The organism is Flavobacterium sp. (assembly GCF_035456225.1).
Classification (GTDB): domain Bacteria; phylum Bacteroidota; class Bacteroidia; order Flavobacteriales; family Flavobacteriaceae; genus Flavobacterium.
Genome location: NZ_DATIDM010000041.1, coordinates 1 through 18,156 on the forward strand (window position 1 = coordinate 1; position 18,156 = coordinate 18,156).

18 protein-coding genes and 4 tRNA genes are annotated in these 18,156 nt (G+C 38.1%); 21 read left to right on the forward strand and 1 reads right to left on the reverse strand.

Annotated features, from left to right (window positions below; genetic code table 11):
* On the forward strand, window positions 1-580 hold a 580-nt coding region (locus tag VLB74_RS02320), incomplete at its 5' end, for a putative porin (RefSeq protein WP_325201862.1).
* Window positions 581-766: 186 nt separating this feature from the next.
* A complete protein-coding gene (locus tag VLB74_RS02325) occupies window positions 767-2,128 on the forward strand; it encodes a pyridoxal-phosphate dependent enzyme (protein ID WP_325201863.1) in 1,362 nt (453 codons plus the stop codon).
* Window positions 2,129-2,169: 41 nt separating this feature from the next.
* On the opposite strand, the gene VLB74_RS02330 is transcribed toward VLB74_RS02325, so the two are convergent.
* Window positions 2,170-3,849, reverse strand: coding sequence for a GLPGLI family protein (locus VLB74_RS02330; RefSeq protein WP_325201864.1), 1,680 nt, complete (start codon window positions 3,847-3,849; stop codon window positions 2,170-2,172).
* Between the two features lie 64 nt (window positions 3,850-3,913).
* Here VLB74_RS02330 and VLB74_RS02335 point away from each other — a divergent pair, with 64 nt between their 5' ends.
* The 19 genes from VLB74_RS02335 to rpoB all read left to right on the forward strand — a co-directional run bounded on the left by VLB74_RS02335 (window position 3,914) and on the right by rpoB (window position 18,094).
* The gene (locus VLB74_RS02335; RefSeq protein ID WP_325201865.1) at window positions 3,914-5,182 is read left to right on the forward strand and encodes a DUF2851 family protein; all 1,269 of its coding nucleotides are present in this window, start codon (window positions 3,914-3,916) and stop codon (window positions 5,180-5,182) included.
* Window positions 5,183-5,201: 19 nt separating this feature from the next.
* Window positions 5,202-5,423, forward strand: a complete 222-nt coding sequence (locus VLB74_RS02340; protein WP_325201887.1) for a PspC domain-containing protein — start codon at window positions 5,202-5,204, stop codon at window positions 5,421-5,423.
* Window positions 5,424-5,434: 11 nt separating this feature from the next.
* Entirely contained in the window at window positions 5,435-6,319 is an 885-nt protein-coding gene (locus VLB74_RS02345; protein WP_325201866.1) for a ComEA family DNA-binding protein, read from the forward strand.
* 46 nt (window positions 6,320-6,365) lie between these two features.
* Window positions 6,366-7,538, forward strand: a complete 1,173-nt coding sequence (locus VLB74_RS02350; RefSeq protein WP_325201867.1) for an acyl-CoA dehydrogenase family protein — start codon at window positions 6,366-6,368, stop codon at window positions 7,536-7,538.
* Window positions 7,539-7,785: 247 nt separating this feature from the next.
* Complete coding sequence (gene rpsU / locus VLB74_RS02355) at window positions 7,786-7,980, forward strand: 30S ribosomal protein S21 (RefSeq protein WP_023573624.1); 195 nt, start codon at window positions 7,786-7,788, stop codon at window positions 7,978-7,980.
* A 68-nt stretch (window positions 7,981-8,048) separates the two neighbouring features.
* The gene (locus tag VLB74_RS02360) at window positions 8,049-8,945 is read left to right on the forward strand and encodes a tyrosine-type recombinase/integrase (RefSeq protein ID WP_325201868.1); all 897 of its coding nucleotides are present in this window, start codon (window positions 8,049-8,051) and stop codon (window positions 8,943-8,945) included.
* Window positions 8,946-8,976: 31 nt separating this feature from the next.
* On the forward strand, window positions 8,977-9,279 hold the full coding sequence (hpf, locus tag VLB74_RS02365) for a ribosome hibernation-promoting factor, HPF/YfiA family (protein ID WP_325201869.1): 303 nt from the start codon (window positions 8,977-8,979) through the stop codon (window positions 9,277-9,279).
* Window positions 9,280-9,372: 93 nt separating this feature from the next.
* Window positions 9,373-9,446: transfer RNA gene (locus VLB74_RS02370), tRNA-Thr, on the forward strand.
* Window positions 9,447-9,480: 34 nt separating this feature from the next.
* Window positions 9,481-9,562: transfer RNA gene (locus VLB74_RS02375), tRNA-Tyr, on the forward strand.
* 97 nt (window positions 9,563-9,659) lie between these two features.
* Window positions 9,660-9,731: transfer RNA gene (locus tag VLB74_RS02380), tRNA-Thr, on the forward strand.
* 53 nt (window positions 9,732-9,784) lie between these two features.
* Window positions 9,785-10,972 carry an elongation factor Tu gene (gene tuf / locus VLB74_RS02385; RefSeq protein WP_325201870.1) on the forward strand — a complete coding sequence of 396 codons (1,188 nt, stop codon included), beginning with the start codon at window positions 9,785-9,787 and terminating at the stop codon, window positions 10,970-10,972.
* Between the two features lie 54 nt (window positions 10,973-11,026).
* Window positions 11,027-11,097: transfer RNA gene (locus VLB74_RS02390), tRNA-Trp, on the forward strand.
* 15 nt (window positions 11,098-11,112) lie between these two features.
* Window positions 11,113-11,310 (forward strand): preprotein translocase subunit SecE, encoded by a 198-nt coding sequence (gene secE, locus VLB74_RS02395; protein WP_325201871.1) that lies wholly within the window; start codon window positions 11,113-11,115, stop codon window positions 11,308-11,310.
* 10 nt (window positions 11,311-11,320) lie between these two features.
* Entirely contained in the window at window positions 11,321-11,872 is a 552-nt protein-coding gene (nusG, locus tag VLB74_RS02400) for a transcription termination/antitermination protein NusG (protein ID WP_325201872.1), read from the forward strand.
* Window positions 11,873-11,937: 65 nt separating this feature from the next.
* On the forward strand, window positions 11,938-12,375 hold the full coding sequence (gene rplK / locus VLB74_RS02405) for a 50S ribosomal protein L11 (protein ID WP_325201873.1): 438 nt from the start codon (window positions 11,938-11,940) through the stop codon (window positions 12,373-12,375).
* A gap of 20 nt (window positions 12,376-12,395) precedes the next feature.
* A complete protein-coding gene (gene rplA / locus VLB74_RS02410; protein WP_325201874.1) occupies window positions 12,396-13,085 on the forward strand; it encodes a 50S ribosomal protein L1 in 690 nt (229 codons plus the stop codon).
* A 22-nt stretch (window positions 13,086-13,107) separates the two neighbouring features.
* On the forward strand, window positions 13,108-13,605 hold the full coding sequence (rplJ, locus tag VLB74_RS02415; protein WP_325201875.1) for a 50S ribosomal protein L10: 498 nt from the start codon (window positions 13,108-13,110) through the stop codon (window positions 13,603-13,605).
* Window positions 13,606-13,659: 54 nt separating this feature from the next.
* The gene (gene rplL / locus VLB74_RS02420; RefSeq protein ID WP_325201876.1) at window positions 13,660-14,031 is read left to right on the forward strand and encodes a 50S ribosomal protein L7/L12; all 372 of its coding nucleotides are present in this window, start codon (window positions 13,660-13,662) and stop codon (window positions 14,029-14,031) included.
* A gap of 250 nt (window positions 14,032-14,281) precedes the next feature.
* Window positions 14,282-18,094 carry a DNA-directed RNA polymerase subunit beta gene (gene rpoB / locus VLB74_RS02425; protein ID WP_325201877.1) on the forward strand — a complete coding sequence of 1,271 codons (3,813 nt, stop codon included), beginning with the start codon at window positions 14,282-14,284 and terminating at the stop codon, window positions 18,092-18,094.
* The last annotated feature ends 62 nt before the right edge of the window (window positions 18,095-18,156 follow it).

The following is an 18,156-nucleotide window of genomic DNA, read 5'->3' on the forward strand; positions in this document are numbered from 1 at the left end:
ATGGTTTGATCTCTCTGCACAATATTCCGTACTGAATGATCATTTGTATTTTGCTAATGTAGATCCGGTATATAATGAAGAAGGAATTGCCACCGAATTAATCGTTAAGCCTTTTCAGTATGATAAAACCATCAACTATTTGTCTGTCAAAGCGGCTAATGAATTCAGGTTTGGGAAATTCGCTTTAGACAATACATTCTTGTTCCAACAGGTACAGCAATCGGAAAATATCCTTAATGTGCCTCAATTTACCGCCAGAAACTCCTTTTATTACAGCGAGTATTTGTTTAGTAAGGCTTTGTATCTTCAGACAGGTGTGACGTTTAATTACTTTACTAAATACAAAGCAAATGATTATAACCCGCTGTTGGGCGAGTTCTATATCCAGAATCAAAAGGATGTTGGAGATTTTCCATTGCTTGATTTCTTTATCAATGCTAAGATCCGCACCTTCAGGGTTTTTCTTAAGGCGGAGCACTTTAACTCCGGTTTTTCCGGAAATAACTATTATACCGCACCCAATTACCCATATAGGGATTTCATGATTCGTTTCGGCGTTATCTGGAATTTCTTTAGTTAATTTCAGGAGCGGATGGCTCGGGCATTCTTGGAAACCATTTTCCCGCTGTCCATTATATCCACGCAAAAAAAAGCGTGGGATGCCACTCCCATCGGGGCTAAAGGAGAAACGTCTTTCTTTTTTGGAAACTTTTTATAAATCAATATCTTTACAGACCAAAAAACGCGATATAAATTATAAATCGAAATGAAATACGCAAAAAATATATTAGAAACCATCGGGAATACGCCCATGGTAAAATTGAATAAAATAACGTCTGAAGTCGATGCTTTGGTTTTGGCTAAAGTAGAATACTTCAATCCCGGACATTCATGTAAAGACCGTATGGCACTTAAAATGGTCGAAGACGCAGAAGCAGACGGTCGCTTAAAACCAGACGGAACGATCATTGAAGGTACATCAGGTAATACAGGAATGGGATTGGCTTTGGCGGCTATCGTTAAAGGCTATAAATTGATTTGCGTTATTACCGATAAGCAATCCAAAGAAAAGATGGATATCTTACGCGCGGTGGGAGCTAAAGTGGTAATTTGCCCTACTGATGTGGAGCCAACAGACCCACGTTCGTATTATTCCGTTTCCAAACGTTTAGCTGAAGAAACGCCGAATTCATGGTATGTTAACCAATATGATAACCTGTCAAATACCCAGGCAAATTACGAGCAGACAGGACCTGAAATCTGGGCACAGACAGATGGTAAAGTTACTCACTTTGTTGTAGGTGTTGGAACTGGCGGTACCATTTCCGGAGTAGCTAAATTTTTAAAAGAGAAAAACCCGAACATCAAAATTTGGGGAGTGGATACCTATGGTTCGGTTTTCAAAAAATACAAAGAAACCGGAATCTTCGACGAGAACGAAGTATATTCATATGTGACCGAAGGAATAGGTGAGGATATTTTGCCTCAAAACGTAAACTTCGACCTGATTGACGGTTTTACAAAAGTTACCGATAAAGATGCCGCTGTATATACTCGTAAACTGGCCCTTGAAGAAGGTTTGTTTGTGGGGATGTCTTCTGGGTCAGCTATCAAAGGCTTACTGCAATTAAAAGACGAATTCGGACCGGACGATGTGGTTGTGGTATTGTTCCACGATTCAGGATCGCGTTACGTGGGTAAAATTTTCAACGACGATTGGATGCGCGACAGAGGTTATTTGGAAGATGAAGTTACAAAAGCCGAAGACTTAATCAAGGAGCATATCAATAAGCCTTTAGTGGTTGTTCGTACTGAAGAATTGGTTTCCCATGCCATTGACCGCATGCGCAAGCACAAAATTTCTCAAATCCCGGTTATCGACATAAATGGGTTTGTCGGTTCGGTAGATGAAACAGATTTATTCCAGAGTTATGTGGCCGATAAAAACGTAGCGGATAAACCAATCCGCGAAGTTATGGGCGCTGCTTTCCCAATCGTAAAAATGGGTACGCCGGTGGAAGAGGTTTCCAAGTTAATCAATAAAGACAATCAGGCTGTATTGGTGGATTTAGGGAACGGAAAACACCATATTATCACCAAACATGATATAATCAATTCAATAAAATAATAGTAATAAAAAGCCACTGAATTTCAGTGGCTTTTTTATTTTTAATTCCCAATCAGTACTCCTGAAACATTCCAGGCACTAAATCCGGTTCCTTCTGGAGCGCCTTGTGGTATTTTTACGCGTATAGTGTGGTTTCCTGCCTTTAGATCGCCCAACTCAATCAGTGTTGGATTGGTTACCATTCCGGGACACCAATTCGAACGACTATAGTCGGAAGAGGATAATCCGTTAGGGAAGTTGCCTGATGCAGGATTAAACAAGCGATAGGAGCCGCAATCCTGTCTCCAGGGAATAAAGCTGAAAACTTCTTTCTCATCCAAAAGAATGGTGTTTTTCTTCTGAACAAATTCATCACCGTTTTCCCATCCGCCATGACCGGTCGTCGTGTAACGTAACTTTGCGTTTTTTACGTCTTTGTCCAATGTAAACGTAACCAGTAAACCATTCTCATTATTAAACATCGTACTGTATTCCTGTTCAGCCATTTCCATTATGTTGGTAGTGTTGAAAAGAGGTAGAGCAAAAGTGTTTTTTACTGGTTGGTTTTCTTCATTGTGAATGGTGATGTGCATCGAAATCTTATGTCCGCCTTTGTCATAGTTTCCGATAAAAGCACCCACCCAAAGTTCTTTATTGCTTAAGTCAGAATATAATTCGGAGATGTCCTGACGATAAGGGACTATTTCATGCCACTTTTTATCTTTTAATTCGATATGGTTGTACTGCTTGATCCCAAAAGGTGTAAAGAAACGCATCAGTTCAAGTAACGGGGTAAAATCATTGGTTCGTACAACGCCTTGATATTTTTTACCATTCCCGTTTTCGTATATTGGAAGGGTTTTGGCACCGTTTTGCAAGCCGTTCATAAATGATTTTTCCTGATCCGTCGGAATTACGAACACAGAACCGGTACGGTCGTAAGCATCACCGTTTGATTGTTCGGCAACATCTACAAAAATCTGGCTGCCGCTTTTTATTTCCGGGAATTTTACTTTCTTAAGGATGATAGTTCCATTGGCAAATCGCAAAATACTGTCGTTTGATTTTGAAGCATCAGAAAAGTTGATGACTTCGTTCTCAAAAACCGATATAGTGGTGAAACGGCTTTTCCAAAGCAAATCGCGGTACGTCAAAGCATCAACGTTCTTTCCGGTGGAGGGAACAAGGGTGGAAGGATTCAGTTTTTTTACTGTTTCAATTTTGGAAGCCGATACAGTGTAATTTCCGTTGCGGATCATTTCCAAAACCAATCCAAGGTCTTGGCCTAAAACGGTTGGGGCACCTTTTATTTTTAATTCGTCAGTGTACCAAAGTTCAATGGTGTTCGAGTTGATAACGGTTTTTGCTTTTTTGCATTTATGGCCCAAAATTGTTTTGGTGTCAGATGTTATCTCAAAAGATTGTTTGCTTATGGCAACACTGTCTATTGTCGAAGTGGTTTTTGTTGCAGAAAGATTAGCTACCTGAACATAACTGTTTTTAGGTCGGTTAATAATGGTTTGTTCAAAAGGGAATTCTGCTCTTTTGGTGTTTATTTTTTCGGAAGTAATTACGGTTTGATTGGCATTCGCAAATACCAGTACCGGATCCTGATTTTCAATCAGTTTTCCGTTGGAACTTTTTAAATAGGTTATTTTCAATCCGTTTGCTGGCTTTTGATTGCTTTGCCCAAAAGCCGACAGGAAACCGCAAAAAATTAAAATTGTAAGATTTTTTTTCATTTTTTTAATTATGTTGGTTCACAAAGATAATTTTTTTACTACATTCGTTTTTCATTTATACGCCATGCAAGAAGATTTTTTACACCATATCTGGCAATACAGAAAATTTGCCAGTGACAGTCTGCAGACTTTTAAAGGAGAGAAACTTCAGATTCTCCATACCGGTCATTATCTGAAACAAGCCGGCCCCGATTTTTTTAATGCCCAGATTTATATTGGAAATCAAAAATGGGCAGGCAACATTGAAATTCATGTAAAATCTTCCGATTGGTATTTGCATCATCATGAAAGTGATTCGGCTTATGATGCGGTCATTCTGCATGTGGTCTGGGAACATGATACCAATGTTTTTAGGGCTGACAATACTGAAATTCCCGTTTTGGAACTAAAAAAGTATGTGTCCGTAGAAGTCCTGGAAAATTACTTTTCGCTTTCTTCGGCTAAATCATGGATTTACTGTGAAAAAGATTTGGCTTCAATTGACGGATTTGTTTTCAAAAAATGGAAAGAACGTTTATTTTTTGAACGTCTGGAACGAAAGGCGCTTCCGATGCAGCAGTATTTGCTTCGGAATAAATATGACTGGGAGGAGACATTGTTTTGTTTTTTGGCCAAAAACTTCGGACTGAATTCTAATGGTGATTCTTTTTTTGCCGTTGCGAATTCCATACCGTTTTCCGTTATCCGAAAAGAAAAAGCCGAAGTTGAAAATATTGAAGCGCTTTTTTTGGGAAGAGTCGGCTTGCTTGAAGAAGGAAAGCAGGATGTTTATTATGCCGATTTGAAAAAACGCTGGCATTATTTATCTGATAAATACCGATTGGAAAAGATTTATATCGCTCCCGTTCAGTTTTTTAAACTTCGTCCAGATAATTTTCCAACGATTCGTTTGGCGCAACTGGCACAATTATACCATCAGCAGGATAATCTTTTTTCCCGAATTATGGCTTCTGAATCGGTTTCAGCTTTCTACGATATTTTCAATGTGAAAGTGTCGGATTATTGGCAAACCCATTATCAGTTCGATAAAGAAAGTCCAAAGAAACGGAAGCTCTTAACTTCTTCTTTTGTTGACCTGTTGATTATGAATACAATTATTCCGCTTCGGTTTTCCTATGCCCAAAGCCAAGGAAAAGAAATTGCAGAGGATTTAATTGGTTTTTTAGAAGAAATCGCAGCGGAGAAAAATGTCATTATCGATAGATTTTCTGGTTTCGGAATCCAAGCCGAAAATGCTTTTGATTCACAAGTGCTTTTGCAGCTGAAAAATGAATATTGCAATCTGAAAAAATGTCTGCAATGTGAAATAGGTATTGAATTGTTAAAGAAATAATTACATTTGTACTATGGGATTGATAACCAATATACGCCACTTTTTTGAGAAACACGGTTTCGCAGTGTCTTCCCGTTTAGCCGATCGCTTGGGTATGAGAACTACCAGCGTTCGCCTTTTTTTTATTTACATTTCTTTTTTTACTGTCGGACTTTGGTTTGGTGTTTACCTCACACTGGCTTTTTTGTTCAAACTGAAAGATATGGTTTATACCAAGCGCAGTTCTGTTTTTGATTTGTAAATCGCTCAATCATGAAAATTTCGTCTGATTTTAAATACACCCGCGAACAGCGGAGTGGAATCGTTGCGCTTATTCTGCTGATGATTTTAGTTCAGTTGGTTTATTGTTATTATTTCTCTGATATTAGATTTTCAGTTCCGTCAGAAAGTAATCAAGAAAAAGAATGGCTGGCTTTGCAGTCAGAAATAGATAGTCTTAAAAATGAACAAGGAATAGAAAAGCATAAAATTTATCCGTTCAATCCTAATTTTATTTCTGATTATAAAGGATATGTGTTAGGAATGTCGGTTGCTGAAATTGATCGTCTTCATAAATTCAGGGAAAGAAATCAATTTGTGAATTCAGTAGCCGAATTTCAGAAGGTGACTAAAGTTTCAGATAAATGGCTTGCCGATATTGCGCCTTACTTTAAATTTCCGGATTGGGTAAAAAACAGAACAAAAGTAAATTCTTTTGTGAACTATCCGAAGCAAACAATTGATAAGAAAGAAAAAATAGTTGTTGCAGATATCAACCTGGCCACTCAAGAAGATTTGATGAAGGTATATGGAATCGGTCCGGCTCTTTCGGAACGAATTTTAAAAGAACGGGATAAGTTGGGAGCTTTTGTGTCGATGAAACAGTTGGATGATGTTTGGGGGCTTTCGCCTGAAGTTATTTCAAATATTAATAAGCATTTTTCTGTTTTAACTGCCCCTGCTATCCGTAAGCTCAATATTAACGAATCTTCTGTTAAAGAGTTGTCGCAATTCCCTTTCTTTAAATATCAGTTGGCTAAAGAGATTGTAACTTATCGCAGTATGAATGGCGAAATTAAGTCTAAAGAAGATTTAATAAAAATTAAGAATTTTCCAATTGACAAAGTCGATATAATTGCCTTATATTTGGCCTTTTAAAACAAATAAACAAACTATTGTAAGATAGTTAAACAATTCAAACTGTATGAATTCATTATATTTTACCGAAGAGCATCAATTATTTAGAGCGAGTTTGCGAGATTTTTTGCAAAAAGAAGTGGTTCCTCATATTGAAAAATGGGAAAAAACTGGAACGATAGAACGATTTATATGGAAAAAATTTGGTGAAATGGGTTTCTTCGGATTGCGCTATCCTGAAGCTTATGGTGGATTGAATCTGGATTTGTTTTACACGGTTATCTTTTTAGAAGAACTGCAAAGAATTAAATCAGGTGGTTTTGCAGCAGCAATGTGGGCACACGCTTATTTGGCAATGACGCATCTGAATGCAGAAGGAGACGAACGAATTAAGCGGGAATATTTAGCGGCGAGTATAGCTGGTGATAAAATTGGTGCACTATGTATTACAGAGCCTTTTGGTGGTAGCGATGTGGCAGGAATGCGTACAACGGCTGTTAAAAAAGGAGATAAGTATATCATTAATGGTTCTAAAACATTCATCACTAATGGTGTCTATGCGGATTATTACGTGGTAGCAGCTAAAACAACTCCAGATCTTGGGAACAAAGGGATAAGTATGTTTTTAGTGGATGCGAAACAGGAAGGTATATCGGCTACAAAACTTGATAAATTAGGATGGAGAGCTTCTGATACAGCTGAAATTGCATTTGATAATGTAGAAATTCCTGTGGAAAATTTAATGGGAGAAGAAGGAAAAGGGTTTCCGTATATCATGCAGCATTTTGCTTTAGAGCGATTAATAATGGCTATAAATGCCCATGCAAGTGCTGAATATGCAATAGAATATGCTATTGAATACATGTCAGAACGAGAAGCATTTGGAAGAACAATAGATAAGTTTCAGGCGTTAAGACATACATTAGTTGAGCATGCGACAGATGTAGAGCATTGTAAGTTGTTTAATTATGCGGCTGTAGCTAGATTAGATAAAGGAGAGTATGTTGTGAAAGAGGCTACTATGGCTAAATTGAAATCAACAAAAGTAGCCGATGAAACTATTTATAGTTGTTTACAGATGTTGGGAGGTTATGGCTACATGGAAGAATATCCGATGGCACGTTTGTTAAGAGACAGCCGTTTAGGGCCAATCGGTGGTGGAACTTCGGAAATCCTTAAAGAGATCTTGTCTAAAATGATCATCGATAAGCAAAATTACCAGCCGGCTGTGAAGCATTAATGGTTTTGAGAATAGAGACAAGAGCCAAGAAGCAAGAGATTGTGACTTGGCTTTTTTTATGTGGGAAAGAGTGTGTGAAATGGATTTTGAGAAATTGACAATCAGAAACAACGTCTCTCTTTGTTCTTGCCTCTTGTCTCTTTGTTCTTGATTCTCAAAAAGCTGAAAAAATAATTCGTAATTTATAATTTGTAATTCGTAATTTTTTTATAAGTTTGCGGCCTAAATGAGAGGAGGTGTCTAAACAATGTTAATTATCCCAATTAAAGACGGAGAAAATATCGATAGAGCATTAAAGCGCTATAAGAGAAAATTCGACAAAACAGGAACTGTTCGTCAGTTAAGAGCACGTCAGGCGTTTACTAAACCATCTGTGACAAGAAGAGCTCAAATTCAAAAAGCACAATACATTCAAGGATTAAGAGACTCATTAGAGGCATAATTTTTTTTGAATAATACTATAACCGTTAGTGTGTGAAGTTTTATAACTTTGTACCTAACGGTTTTTTTATGGTTACAAATAAGCTCGCGTATCACGACTATCTTCAGAAAGAGAAAAACTACTCTCTGCATACGCTTAAGGCGTATCTTAATGATGTTTCTGAATTTGAAAATTTCCTGAAAACTCATGATGTCGATTCGGTTTTGGAAACTGTTGGTTATTCTCAAATCCGTAGCTGGATTGTTTTCTTGGTGGAAAATAATGTTTCCAATACTTCGGTTAATCGTAAAATTTCATCTTTAAAATCGTTTTATAAATTTCTGCTGAAAACGAAACAGATTGAGGTGAATCCGCTTCAAAAACACAAGTCGTTGAAGACGTCAAAAAAAATACAGATTCCCTTTTCGGAAAAAGAACTTGAATTGGTGTTTGAGGAAAATGATTATCCGGATGATTTTGAAGGAATTCGCAATCGATTGATTATTGAACTTTTTTACGCTACCGGTATGCGTCGTGCCGAATTAATCGCGCTTGAAATGGGTAATTACAGTGCTTATAATAAAACATTCAAGGTTTTGGGGAAGAGAAACAAGGAACGAGTGCTTCCGCTTCTCGATTGTACGATTCAGTTGTTAAATCGTTATGTTATTGAAAGAAAACGGCTTGCGATTATCGAAAATGACAATTTGTTAATATTGAATAAAAACGGTCATAAAATAAGTGAATCGTTTGTTTATCGATTAATAAATGATTACTTTAGTACTGTCTCTGAAAAAACAAAAAAGAGTCCCCACGTTCTTAGGCATACATTTGCAACCCATTTGCTAAATAATGGTGCCGATTTAAATTCAGTAAAAGAATTGTTAGGTCATGCAAGTTTATCTTCCACTCAAATCTATACCCACAGCAGTTTGTCTGAATTGAAGCGAGTTTATCAAGATGCACATCCGCGAAACCGAAAATGATTCGAAGTTTAACTAAATAAAATTTTTTATTATGAAGGTAAATGTTCATGCTGTTAATTTTAATATTGACAGAAAATTAGTTGATTTTGTTCAGGAACGATTAGATAAGTTAGAAAAGTATTATGACAGGGTGGTGTCTTCCGATGTTTTCTTGAAATTGGATAACACGAGCGATAAGGAAAATAAAATAGTAGAGGTGAAGGTTATGGTGCCGGGGGATGATTTCATAGTTAAGAAGCAGTGTAAGACCTTTGAGGAAGCTGTAGATTTGTCTGTAGGTTCTTTGGAGCGCCTTTTAATGAAGAGAAAAGAAATAATTAGAGCCCATGCTTAAAAAATAAAAAAAAGACAAAAAATATTTTGATTAAAAAATAAAATCCCTACATTTGCAGTCCGTTAGAAATAGCGGACTTTTTTTATTGTAGTCGCCGGTGTAGCTCAGCTGGCTAGAGCAGCTGATTTGTAATCAGCAGGTCGTGGGTTCGAGTCCCTCCATCGGCTCTGGTTTTTTAAGCAACGGAACATAAAAAAAGTTGGGGAGATACTCAAGCGGCCAACGAGGGCAGACTGTAAATCTGCTGACTAAGTCTTCGCAGGTTCGAATCCTGCTCTCCCCACAAGATTATACCGTAAAAGGTAATGATCTGGAAGAATTTAGAAAATAGGGGTTTGGATTTTTCTGAATTCTGGGTTCTAACTTCTGAACACACAAAAGCCGGTGTAGCTCAGGGGTAGAGTGCTTCCTTGGTAAGGAAGAGGTCACGGGTTCAAATCCCGTCATTGGCTCAATTAAGTAAATTTGAACACTAATTATATAACTAAGATTAAATTATTAAATCATGGCAAAAGAAACCTTTGATCGTTCGAAGCCCCATTTAAATATCGGAACTATCGGACACGTAGATCACGGAAAAACAACTTTGACTGCTGCTATTACTAAAGTATTAGCTGATGCTGGTTTATCAGAAGCTAAATCATTCGATCAGATTGACAACGCTCCTGAAGAAAAAGAAAGAGGTATTACTATTAACACTTCTCACGTAGAGTATTCTACAGCTAACCGTCACTACGCTCACGTTGACTGTCCAGGTCACGCGGATTACGTTAAGAACATGGTTACTGGTGCTGCTCAAATGGACGGTGCTATCCTTGTAGTTGCTGCTACAGATGGTCCAATGCCACAAACTCGTGAGCACATCCTTTTAGGACGTCAGGTTGGTGTGCCTAGAATGGTTGTTTTCATGAACAAAGTAGACATGGTTGATGACGAGGAGTTGTTAGAACTTGTTGAAATGGAAATTAGAGATTTGTTGTCTTTCTATCAGTATGATGGTGATAACGGACCAGTTGTTAAAGGTTCTGCATTAGGAGCTTTAAATGGTGAGCCTCAATGGGTTGCTACGGTAATGGAATTGATGGAAGCTGTTGATAACTGGATTGAATTACCAGCTCGTGATGTTGATAAGCCTTTCTTGATGCCAGTTGAGGACGTATTTACAATTACAGGTCGTGGAACTGTTGCTACAGGTCGTATCGAAACTGGAGTTGCTAATACAGGTGATGCTGTTGAAATCATTGGTATGGGAGCTGAGAAATTGACTTCTACAATTACAGGAGTTGAGATGTTCCGTAAAATCCTTGACAGAGGTGAAGCTGGAGATAACGTAGGTTTATTATTACGTGGTATTGATAAAGCTGATATCAAACGTGGTATGGTTATTATCAAGCCAGGATCTGTTAAGCCACACGCTCACTTCAAAGCTGAGGTGTATATCTTGAAAAAAGAAGAAGGTGGACGTCACACTCCATTCCATAACAACTACCGTCCTCAGTTCTACGTGCGTACAACTGACGTAACAGGTACTATTTCTTTACCTGCAGGAGTTGAGATGGTTATGCCAGGTGATAACTTGACTATTGATGTTCAATTGTTGAGCCCAATCGCTTTGTCAGTAGGTTTACGTTTTGCTGTTCGTGAGGGTGGTAGAACTGTAGGTGCTGGTCAGGTAACTGAAATTTTAGACTAATTCATAGTCAATTATAATAAAAACCAGCGGTTCGCTGCTGGTTTTTTTAAACAAACGGGCGTAGTTCAAGGGTAGAATAGCGGTCTCCAAAACCGTTGATGGGGGTTCGAATCCCTCCGCCCGTGCAAAAGGAATATACAATGACAAAAGTTGTTAATTACATATCGGAAGCATTTGAAGAGTTAAAATCAAATGTTACTTGGCCAGAATGGGCTGAAGTACAAAAGTTAACTATTATAGTAGCTTTATTTTCTATTTTATTTGCATTAGCAACTTGGGGAGTAGATTCTACTTTTGCTAAAGCGTTAGGGTTTTTCTTTAATTGGTTAAAAGCTTAATTTTTTTGATATGACTGATAATAATGTCAAAAAATGGTATGTAGTTAGAGCGGTTAGCGGACAGGAAAACAAGGTGAAAAACTATATCGAAACGGAAATCAGCCGTTTGGGTATGGCAGATTATATTTCGCAGGTATTGGTTCCTACTGAAAAAGTAGTTCAGGTACGTGATGGGAAAAAAATCAGTAAAGACCGTGTTTACTTTCCGGGATACGTTATGATTGAAGCTAACTTGACCGGAGAAATTCCTCACATCATCAAATCGATTACAGGTGTAATTGGTTTTTTAGGTGAAACAAAAGGAGGAGAAGCTGTGCCGTTAAGACAAGCGGAAGTAAACCGAATGTTAGGAAAAGTTGACGAATTATCTGTAAAGGTAGATCAAGGAGCTATTCCTTATTCGGTAGGTGAAACCGTAAAAGTAATCGACGGGCCTTTCAATGGTTTCAATGGAACTGTTGAGAAAGTTAATGAAGAAAAGCGTAAGCTTGAAGTGATGGTAAAGATTTTCGGAAGAAAAACACCATTGGAGTTGAGTTTTATGCAAGTTGAAAAAGTATAACACGTTACATATATAAATCCACATCAATCGCTTCCAATTGATAGATGTGCTAAATTTTTTTAAAAATGGCTAAAGAAATTAGTAAAGTAGTTAAACTACAAGTTAAGGGAGGTGCCGCGAATCCTTCGCCACCGGTTGGACCTGCTTTGGGGGCTGCTGGGGTTAATATCATGGAGTTCTGTAAGCAGTTCAATGCAAGAACACAAGATAAACCTGGCAAAGTTTTACCAGTACAAATTACTGTGTATAAAGACAAGTCTTTTGACTTTGTTGTTAAAACGCCACCGGCTGCAATTCAATTATTAGATGCAGCTAAATTAAAGTCTGGTTCAGGGCAACCTAACCGTAAAAAAGTAGCTAATGTTACTTGGGATCAAATTAGAGCTATCGCTGAAGACAAAATGGCAGACTTGAATGCTTTCGAAATCGAAAAAGCAATGAGTATGGTTGCCGGAACAGCTAGATCTATGGGTATAACAGTATCAGGAACAGCTCCTTTTTAATCCTAACAAAGAATTAAGACATGGCAAAATTGACAAAAAAGCAAAAAGAGGCTGCAGCAAAAATTGAGAAGAACAAATTATATTCTTTGAAAGATGCATCTGCATTGATTAAAGAAGTTGCTTCTGCAAAATTTGATGAGTCTGTTGATATCGCGGTAAAGTTAGGAGTAGATCCTAGAAAAGCGAATCAAATGGTAAGAGGCGTTGTTACTTTACCTCACGGTACTGGAAAAGATGTTAGAGTATTAGCATTGGTTACTCCAGACAAAGAGGCTGAAGCTAAAGCAGCTGGTGCTGACCACGTAGGTTTGGATGACTATTTACAAAAAATCAAAGACGGTTGGACAGATGTTGATGTTATCATCACTATGCCTGCTGTTATGGGTAAATTAGGTCCTTTAGGACGTGTTTTAGGTCCAAGAGGTTTGATGCCAAACCCTAAAACAGGTACTGTAACTATGGATGTGGCAAAAGCTGTTGAAGAAGTTAAAGCTGGTAAAATCGACTTCAAAGTTGATAAGACAGGAATCGTTCACGCTGGAATCGGAAGAATTTCTTTTGATGCTCAGAAAATCACAGAGAACGCTCACGAAATTATTCAAACATTAATCAAATTAAAACCAACTGCAGCAAAAGGTACTTACATTAAGAGTATCCACATCTCATCTACGATGAGTCCTGCGATTGCTTTAGACCCTAAAGCAGTTTAATTGGTAGTTAAAAATTTTTAGTATGACTAGAGAAGAAAAATCAATCGCGATTGAAGATTTAACTGCACAGTTGGCTGGTAGAAATGTTGTTTATTTAGCAGACATTTCTGGACTTAATGCAGAGACTACTTCAAACTTAAGAAGAGCTTGTTTTAAAGCGGGTATCAAATTAGAAGTTGTTAAGAACACATTACTTGAAAAAGCAATGGAAGCTTCTGAAACTAACTTCGGTGAGTTGACTACAGTTTTAAAAGGAAACACTTCTATATTAATTGCAGATACAGCTAACGCTCCTGCAAAAATCATCAAAGAATTCCGTAAAAAATCTGACAAACCTTTATTAAAAGGTGCTTACATCATGGAAGAGATCTACATTGGAGATAACTTACTTGATTCATTAGCATCTCTTAAATCGAAAGAAGAGGTTATTGGAGAAATCATCGGATTATTACAATCACCAGCTCAAAGAGTTATTTCTGCTCTTAAAAACCAATTCAAAGACGAAGAGGGAGCTGAATAAATTTTGCACTAATTAATTATTATATTTTACAAATCATTTTAAAAGATAGAAAAAATGGCAGATTTGAAACAATTCGCAGAACAATTAGTTAACTTAACAGTTAAAGAAGTTAACGAGTTAGCAACAATATTAAAAGACGAGTATGGAATCGAGCCGGCTGCTGCTGCTGTAGTAGTTGCTGCAGGTGGAGGTGATGCTGGTGCTGCTGAAGAGCAAACTGAATTCACTGTAGTATTGAAAGATGCTGGAGCTTCTAAATTAGGAGTTGTTAAAGCTGTTAAAGAATTAACAGGTTTAGGACTTAAAGAAGCTAAAGATTTAGTAGATGCTGCTCCAACTAACGTTAAAGAAGGTGTTTCTAAAGACGAAGCTGAAGGTCTTAAGAAAGCATTAGAAGAAGCAGGAGCTGCGGTTGAGCTTAAGTAAGCTGACCCAAGTTATATAAGCTAGGTTTAGGCCTTTGAGAGTTTTTCTCAAGGCCTAAACCATTTTGCGTATAATAAATTTTACTTTAAGTATAGTTTGAAATACGTAATATTTTTAATCAATACGAAGAAAGAAAATGAAATTACAACTTTCTGTTCATTTTCGGAGATGTATCGATTATTAAGAAGAAAGTAAAATTACACTGTGTTTTTGCACAAAACTTTTTTTTTAATCAAAATTTTGTCCATTGATGTTAACAAATCAGACTGAAAGATTAAATTTCGCCTCGACGAAAAACATCCCAGACTATCCGGATTTCTTGGATATTCAGGTAAAATCTTTTAAAGATTTTTTCCAATTGGAAACCAAATCTGATGAAAGAGGCAACGAAGGTCTTTATAATACCTTCATGGAAAACTTCCCAATTACTGATACAAGAAATCAGTTCGTATTGGAATTCCTTGACTACTTTGTTGATCCACCCCGTTATACAATTGAAGAGTGTATAGACAGAGGTTTAACGTATAGTGTGCCATTAAAAGCACGTTTGAAACTATACTGTACTGACCCTGAGCATGAAGATTTTGAAACAATTGTACAGGATGTATATTTAGGTACTATCCCGTATATGACACCAAGCGGTACTTTCGTTATCAATGGTGCAGAGCGTGTAGTGGTATCTCAGTTACACCGTTCACCGGGAGTGTTCTTCGGACAATCTTTCCACGCTAACGGAACAAAATTATACTCTGCCAGAGTAATTCCTTTTAAAGGATCTTGGATTGAATTCGCTACCGATATCAACAGCGTAATGTATGCGTATATCGATAGAAAGAAAAAATTACCTGTTACGACTTTATTCCGTGCTATCGGATTTGAGCGTGATAAGGACATTCTTGAGATCTTCGACCTTGCTGAAGAAATCAAAGTTTCAAAATCAGGTCTTAAAAAATATATCGGTCGTAGACTAGCTGCTCGTGTATTGAACACTTGGCACGAAGATTTCGTGGATGAGGATACAGGAGAGGTAGTATCTATCGAGCGTAACGAAATTATCTTGGATCGTGACACGTTGTTAGACAAAGATAATGTAGAGGAAATTGTAGACGCAAACGTAAAATCTATCTTGTTACACAAGGAAGATAACAACCAGGCGGATTATGCAATTATCCACAACACGTTACAAAAAGACCCTACAAATTCAGAAAAAGAAGCTGTAGAGCACATCTATCGTCAGTTGCGTAATGCAGAACCGCCTGATGAGGAAACGGCTCGCGGTATCATCGATAAATTGTTCTTCTCTGATCAACGTTATAATTTAGGTGAAGTTGGTCGTTATAGAATGAACAAAAAATTAGGTTTGGATATCCCAATGGAAAAACAAGTTTTGACCAAAGAGGATATCATTACTATCGTGAAATATTTGATCGAGCTTATCAACTCTAAAGCAGAGATTGATGATATCGACCACTTATCAAACCGTCGTGTTAGAACAGTTGGTGAGCAATTGTCTGCACAATTTGGTGTTGGTCTTGCGCGTATGGCAAGAACAATCCGTGAGAGAATGAATGTTCGTGATAACGAGGTGTTTACGCCAATCGATTTGATTAATGCCAAAACATTGTCATCGGTTATCAACTCTTTCTTCGGAACCAACCAGTTATCTCAGTTCATGGACCAGACTAATCCATTGGCAGAGATTACGCACAAGAGAAGATTGTCTGCCCTGGGGCCTGGAGGTCTTTCAAGAGAGAGAGCCGGATTCGAGGTGCGTGACGTTCACTATACACACTACGGACGTTTATGTCCGATCGAAACACCAGAGGGACCAAACATCGGTTTGATTTCATCGTTAGGTGTTTATGCGAAAGTAAACGGAATGGGCTTTATCGAAACGCCTTACCGCAAGGTAACTAATGGTGCTGTAGATTTAGCTTCGGAGCCTGTTTATTTAAGTGCAGAGGAAGAAGAAGGTAAATTGATTGCTCAGGCAAACATCGATATGAATGCTGACGGTAAGATTACTGCAGGAAACGTTATTGCTCGTGAAGAGGGTGACTTCCCGGTTGTTGAGCCTACTGCTGTTCATTATACCGACGTAGCGCCAAACCAGATTGCTTCGATTTCGGCTTCGTTGATTCCGTTCTTAGAGCATGATGATGCGAACCGTGCGTTGATGGGATCGAACATGATGCGCCAGGCCGTACCATTATTACGTCCTGAAGCACCAATTGTTGGAACGGGTCTTGAGCGTCAGGTTGCTACTGATTCCCGTGTATTGATTAATGCAGAAGGAGAAGGAGTTGTTGAGTATGTTGATGCAAACATGATTACTATCAAATACGATAGAACTGAGGCAGAGCGTGCTGTAAGCTTCGATCCGGATGAGAAAACATATCAGTTAATTAAGTTCAGAAAAACCAACCAGAGTACCTCTATCAACTTAAAACCTATCGTTAGAAAAGGTGACCGAGTTGCAAAAGGTCAAGTACTTTGTGAAGGTTATGCAACGCAAAACGGAGAGCTTGCTTTAGGTAGAAACCTTCAGGTGGCGTTCATGCCTTGGAAAGGGTACAACTTCGAGGATGCGATTGTAATTTCTGAAAAAGTAGTTCGTGATGATATCTTTACTTCAATCCACGTAGATGATTACTCATTAGAGGTTCGTGATACGAAATTGGGTAACGAAGAATTAACGAATGATATTCCAAACGTTTCTGAAGAGGCTACTAAAGACTTGGATGAAAACGGTATGATCAGAATCGGAGCAGAGGTTAAACCTGGCGACATTCTAATCGGAAAAATTACACCAAAAGGAGAATCAGATCCAACTCCGGAAGAGAAGTTGTTAAGAGCAATCTTCGGAGATAAAGCTGGTGATGTGAAAGATGCTTCATTGAAAGCTTCTCCATCATTACACGGTGTGGTTTTAGATAAAAAATTATTCGCGAGAGCGGTAAAAGATAAACGTAAACGTTCTAAGGATAAAGACGATTTAGCAGTTCTTGAAACGCAGTTTGAAGTGAAATTCAACGAGTTGAAAGATAAGTTAGTTGAGAAATTATTCGAAATCGTTAACGGTAAAACATCTCAAGGTGTAATGAATGATTTGGGTGAGGAAGTATTACCAAAAGGTAAGAAATACACGCAAAAAATGCTTTATGCTGTTGAAGATTTCGCTCACTTGACAAAAGGACAGTGGACTACAGATGACGAGTCAAATGCAATGGTAAATGACTTGATCCACAATTACAAAATCAAGCTGAACGATTTACAAGGAGCGTTGAGAAGAGAGAAATTCACGATCACTGTTGGAGATGAATTACCATCAGGTATCCTGAAACTTGCTAAAGTGTACATCGCTAAGAAACGTAAACTGAAAGTTGGAGATAAGATGGCAGGTCGTCACGGTAACAAAGGTATCGTTGCGAAAATCGTTCGTCAGGAAGATATGCCATTCTTAGAAGACGGAACACCGGTAGATATCGTATTGAATCCACTAGGGGTGCCATCTCGTATGAACATCGGACAGATTTATGAAACGGTTCTTGGATGGGCAGGTAAAAAATTAGGAAGAAAGTACGCTACGCCAATCTTTGATGGTGCTACTCTTGACCAAATTAATGAACTGACAGACGAGGCAGGCGTTCCAAGATTCGGTCATACGTATTTGTATGATGGAGGAACTGGAGAGCGTTTCCACCAGCCGGCAACCGTGGGTGTGATCTATATGTTGAAATTAGGACACATGGTTGATGATAAGATGCACGCACGTTCTATCGGTCCATACTCATTGATCACGCAGCAGCCTCTTGGAGGTAAAGCGCAGTTCGGAGGTCAGCGTTTTGGAGAGATGGAGGTTTGGGCTCTTGAGGCGTATGGAGCTTCAAGTACTTTAAGAGAGATCTTGACAGTTAAATCGGATGACGTTATCGGTAGAGCTAAAACTTACGAGGCAATCGTTAAGGGTGAAACTATGCCGGAACCAGGATTACCTGAATCGTTCAATGTATTGATGCACGAATTGAAAGGTTTGGGTCTGGACATCAGATTAGAAGAATAACAAAAAAAGCAGTTTTCAGTCCCGATTTTTTGGGACTGATTACTCATTTATAGAGTTTTTAA

Bases quoted from the DNA above. Each gene is read 5' to 3' on its own strand.
- tuf (WP_325201870.1), top strand. From the start codon at position 9,785: ATGGCAAAAGAAACCTTTGATCGTTCGAAGCCCCATTTAAATATCGGA.
- VLB74_RS02360 (WP_325201868.1), top strand. From the start codon at position 8,049: ATGGTTACAAATAAGCTCGCGTATCACGACTATCTTCAGAAAGAGAAA.
- VLB74_RS02350 (WP_325201867.1), top strand. From the start codon at position 6,366: ATGAATTCATTATATTTTACCGAAGAGCATCAATTATTTAGAGCGAGT.
- rpoB (WP_325201877.1), top strand. From the start codon at position 14,282: ATGTTAACAAATCAGACTGAAAGATTAAATTTCGCCTCGACGAAAAAC.
- hpf (WP_325201869.1), top strand. From the start codon at position 8,977: ATGAAGGTAAATGTTCATGCTGTTAATTTTAATATTGACAGAAAATTA.
- nusG (WP_325201872.1), top strand. From the start codon at position 11,321: ATGACTGATAATAATGTCAAAAAATGGTATGTAGTTAGAGCGGTTAGC.
- secE (WP_325201871.1), top strand. From the start codon at position 11,113: ATGACAAAAGTTGTTAATTACATATCGGAAGCATTTGAAGAGTTAAAA.
- rplL (WP_325201876.1), top strand. From the start codon at position 13,660: ATGGCAGATTTGAAACAATTCGCAGAACAATTAGTTAACTTAACAGTT.
- rpsU (WP_023573624.1), top strand. From the start codon at position 7,786: ATGTTAATTATCCCAATTAAAGACGGAGAAAATATCGATAGAGCATTA.
- VLB74_RS02325 (WP_325201863.1), top strand. From the start codon at position 767: ATGAAATACGCAAAAAATATATTAGAAACCATCGGGAATACGCCCATG.
- rplK (WP_325201873.1), top strand. From the start codon at position 11,938: ATGGCTAAAGAAATTAGTAAAGTAGTTAAACTACAAGTTAAGGGAGGT.
- VLB74_RS02345 (WP_325201866.1), top strand. From the start codon at position 5,435: ATGAAAATTTCGTCTGATTTTAAATACACCCGCGAACAGCGGAGTGGA.
- rplJ (WP_325201875.1), top strand. From the start codon at position 13,108: ATGACTAGAGAAGAAAAATCAATCGCGATTGAAGATTTAACTGCACAG.
- VLB74_RS02335 (WP_325201865.1), top strand. From the start codon at position 3,914: ATGCAAGAAGATTTTTTACACCATATCTGGCAATACAGAAAATTTGCC.
- VLB74_RS02330 (WP_325201864.1), bottom strand. From the start codon at position 3,849: ATGAAAAAAAATCTTACAATTTTAATTTTTTGCGGTTTCCTGTCGGCT.
- rplA (WP_325201874.1), top strand. From the start codon at position 12,396: ATGGCAAAATTGACAAAAAAGCAAAAAGAGGCTGCAGCAAAAATTGAG.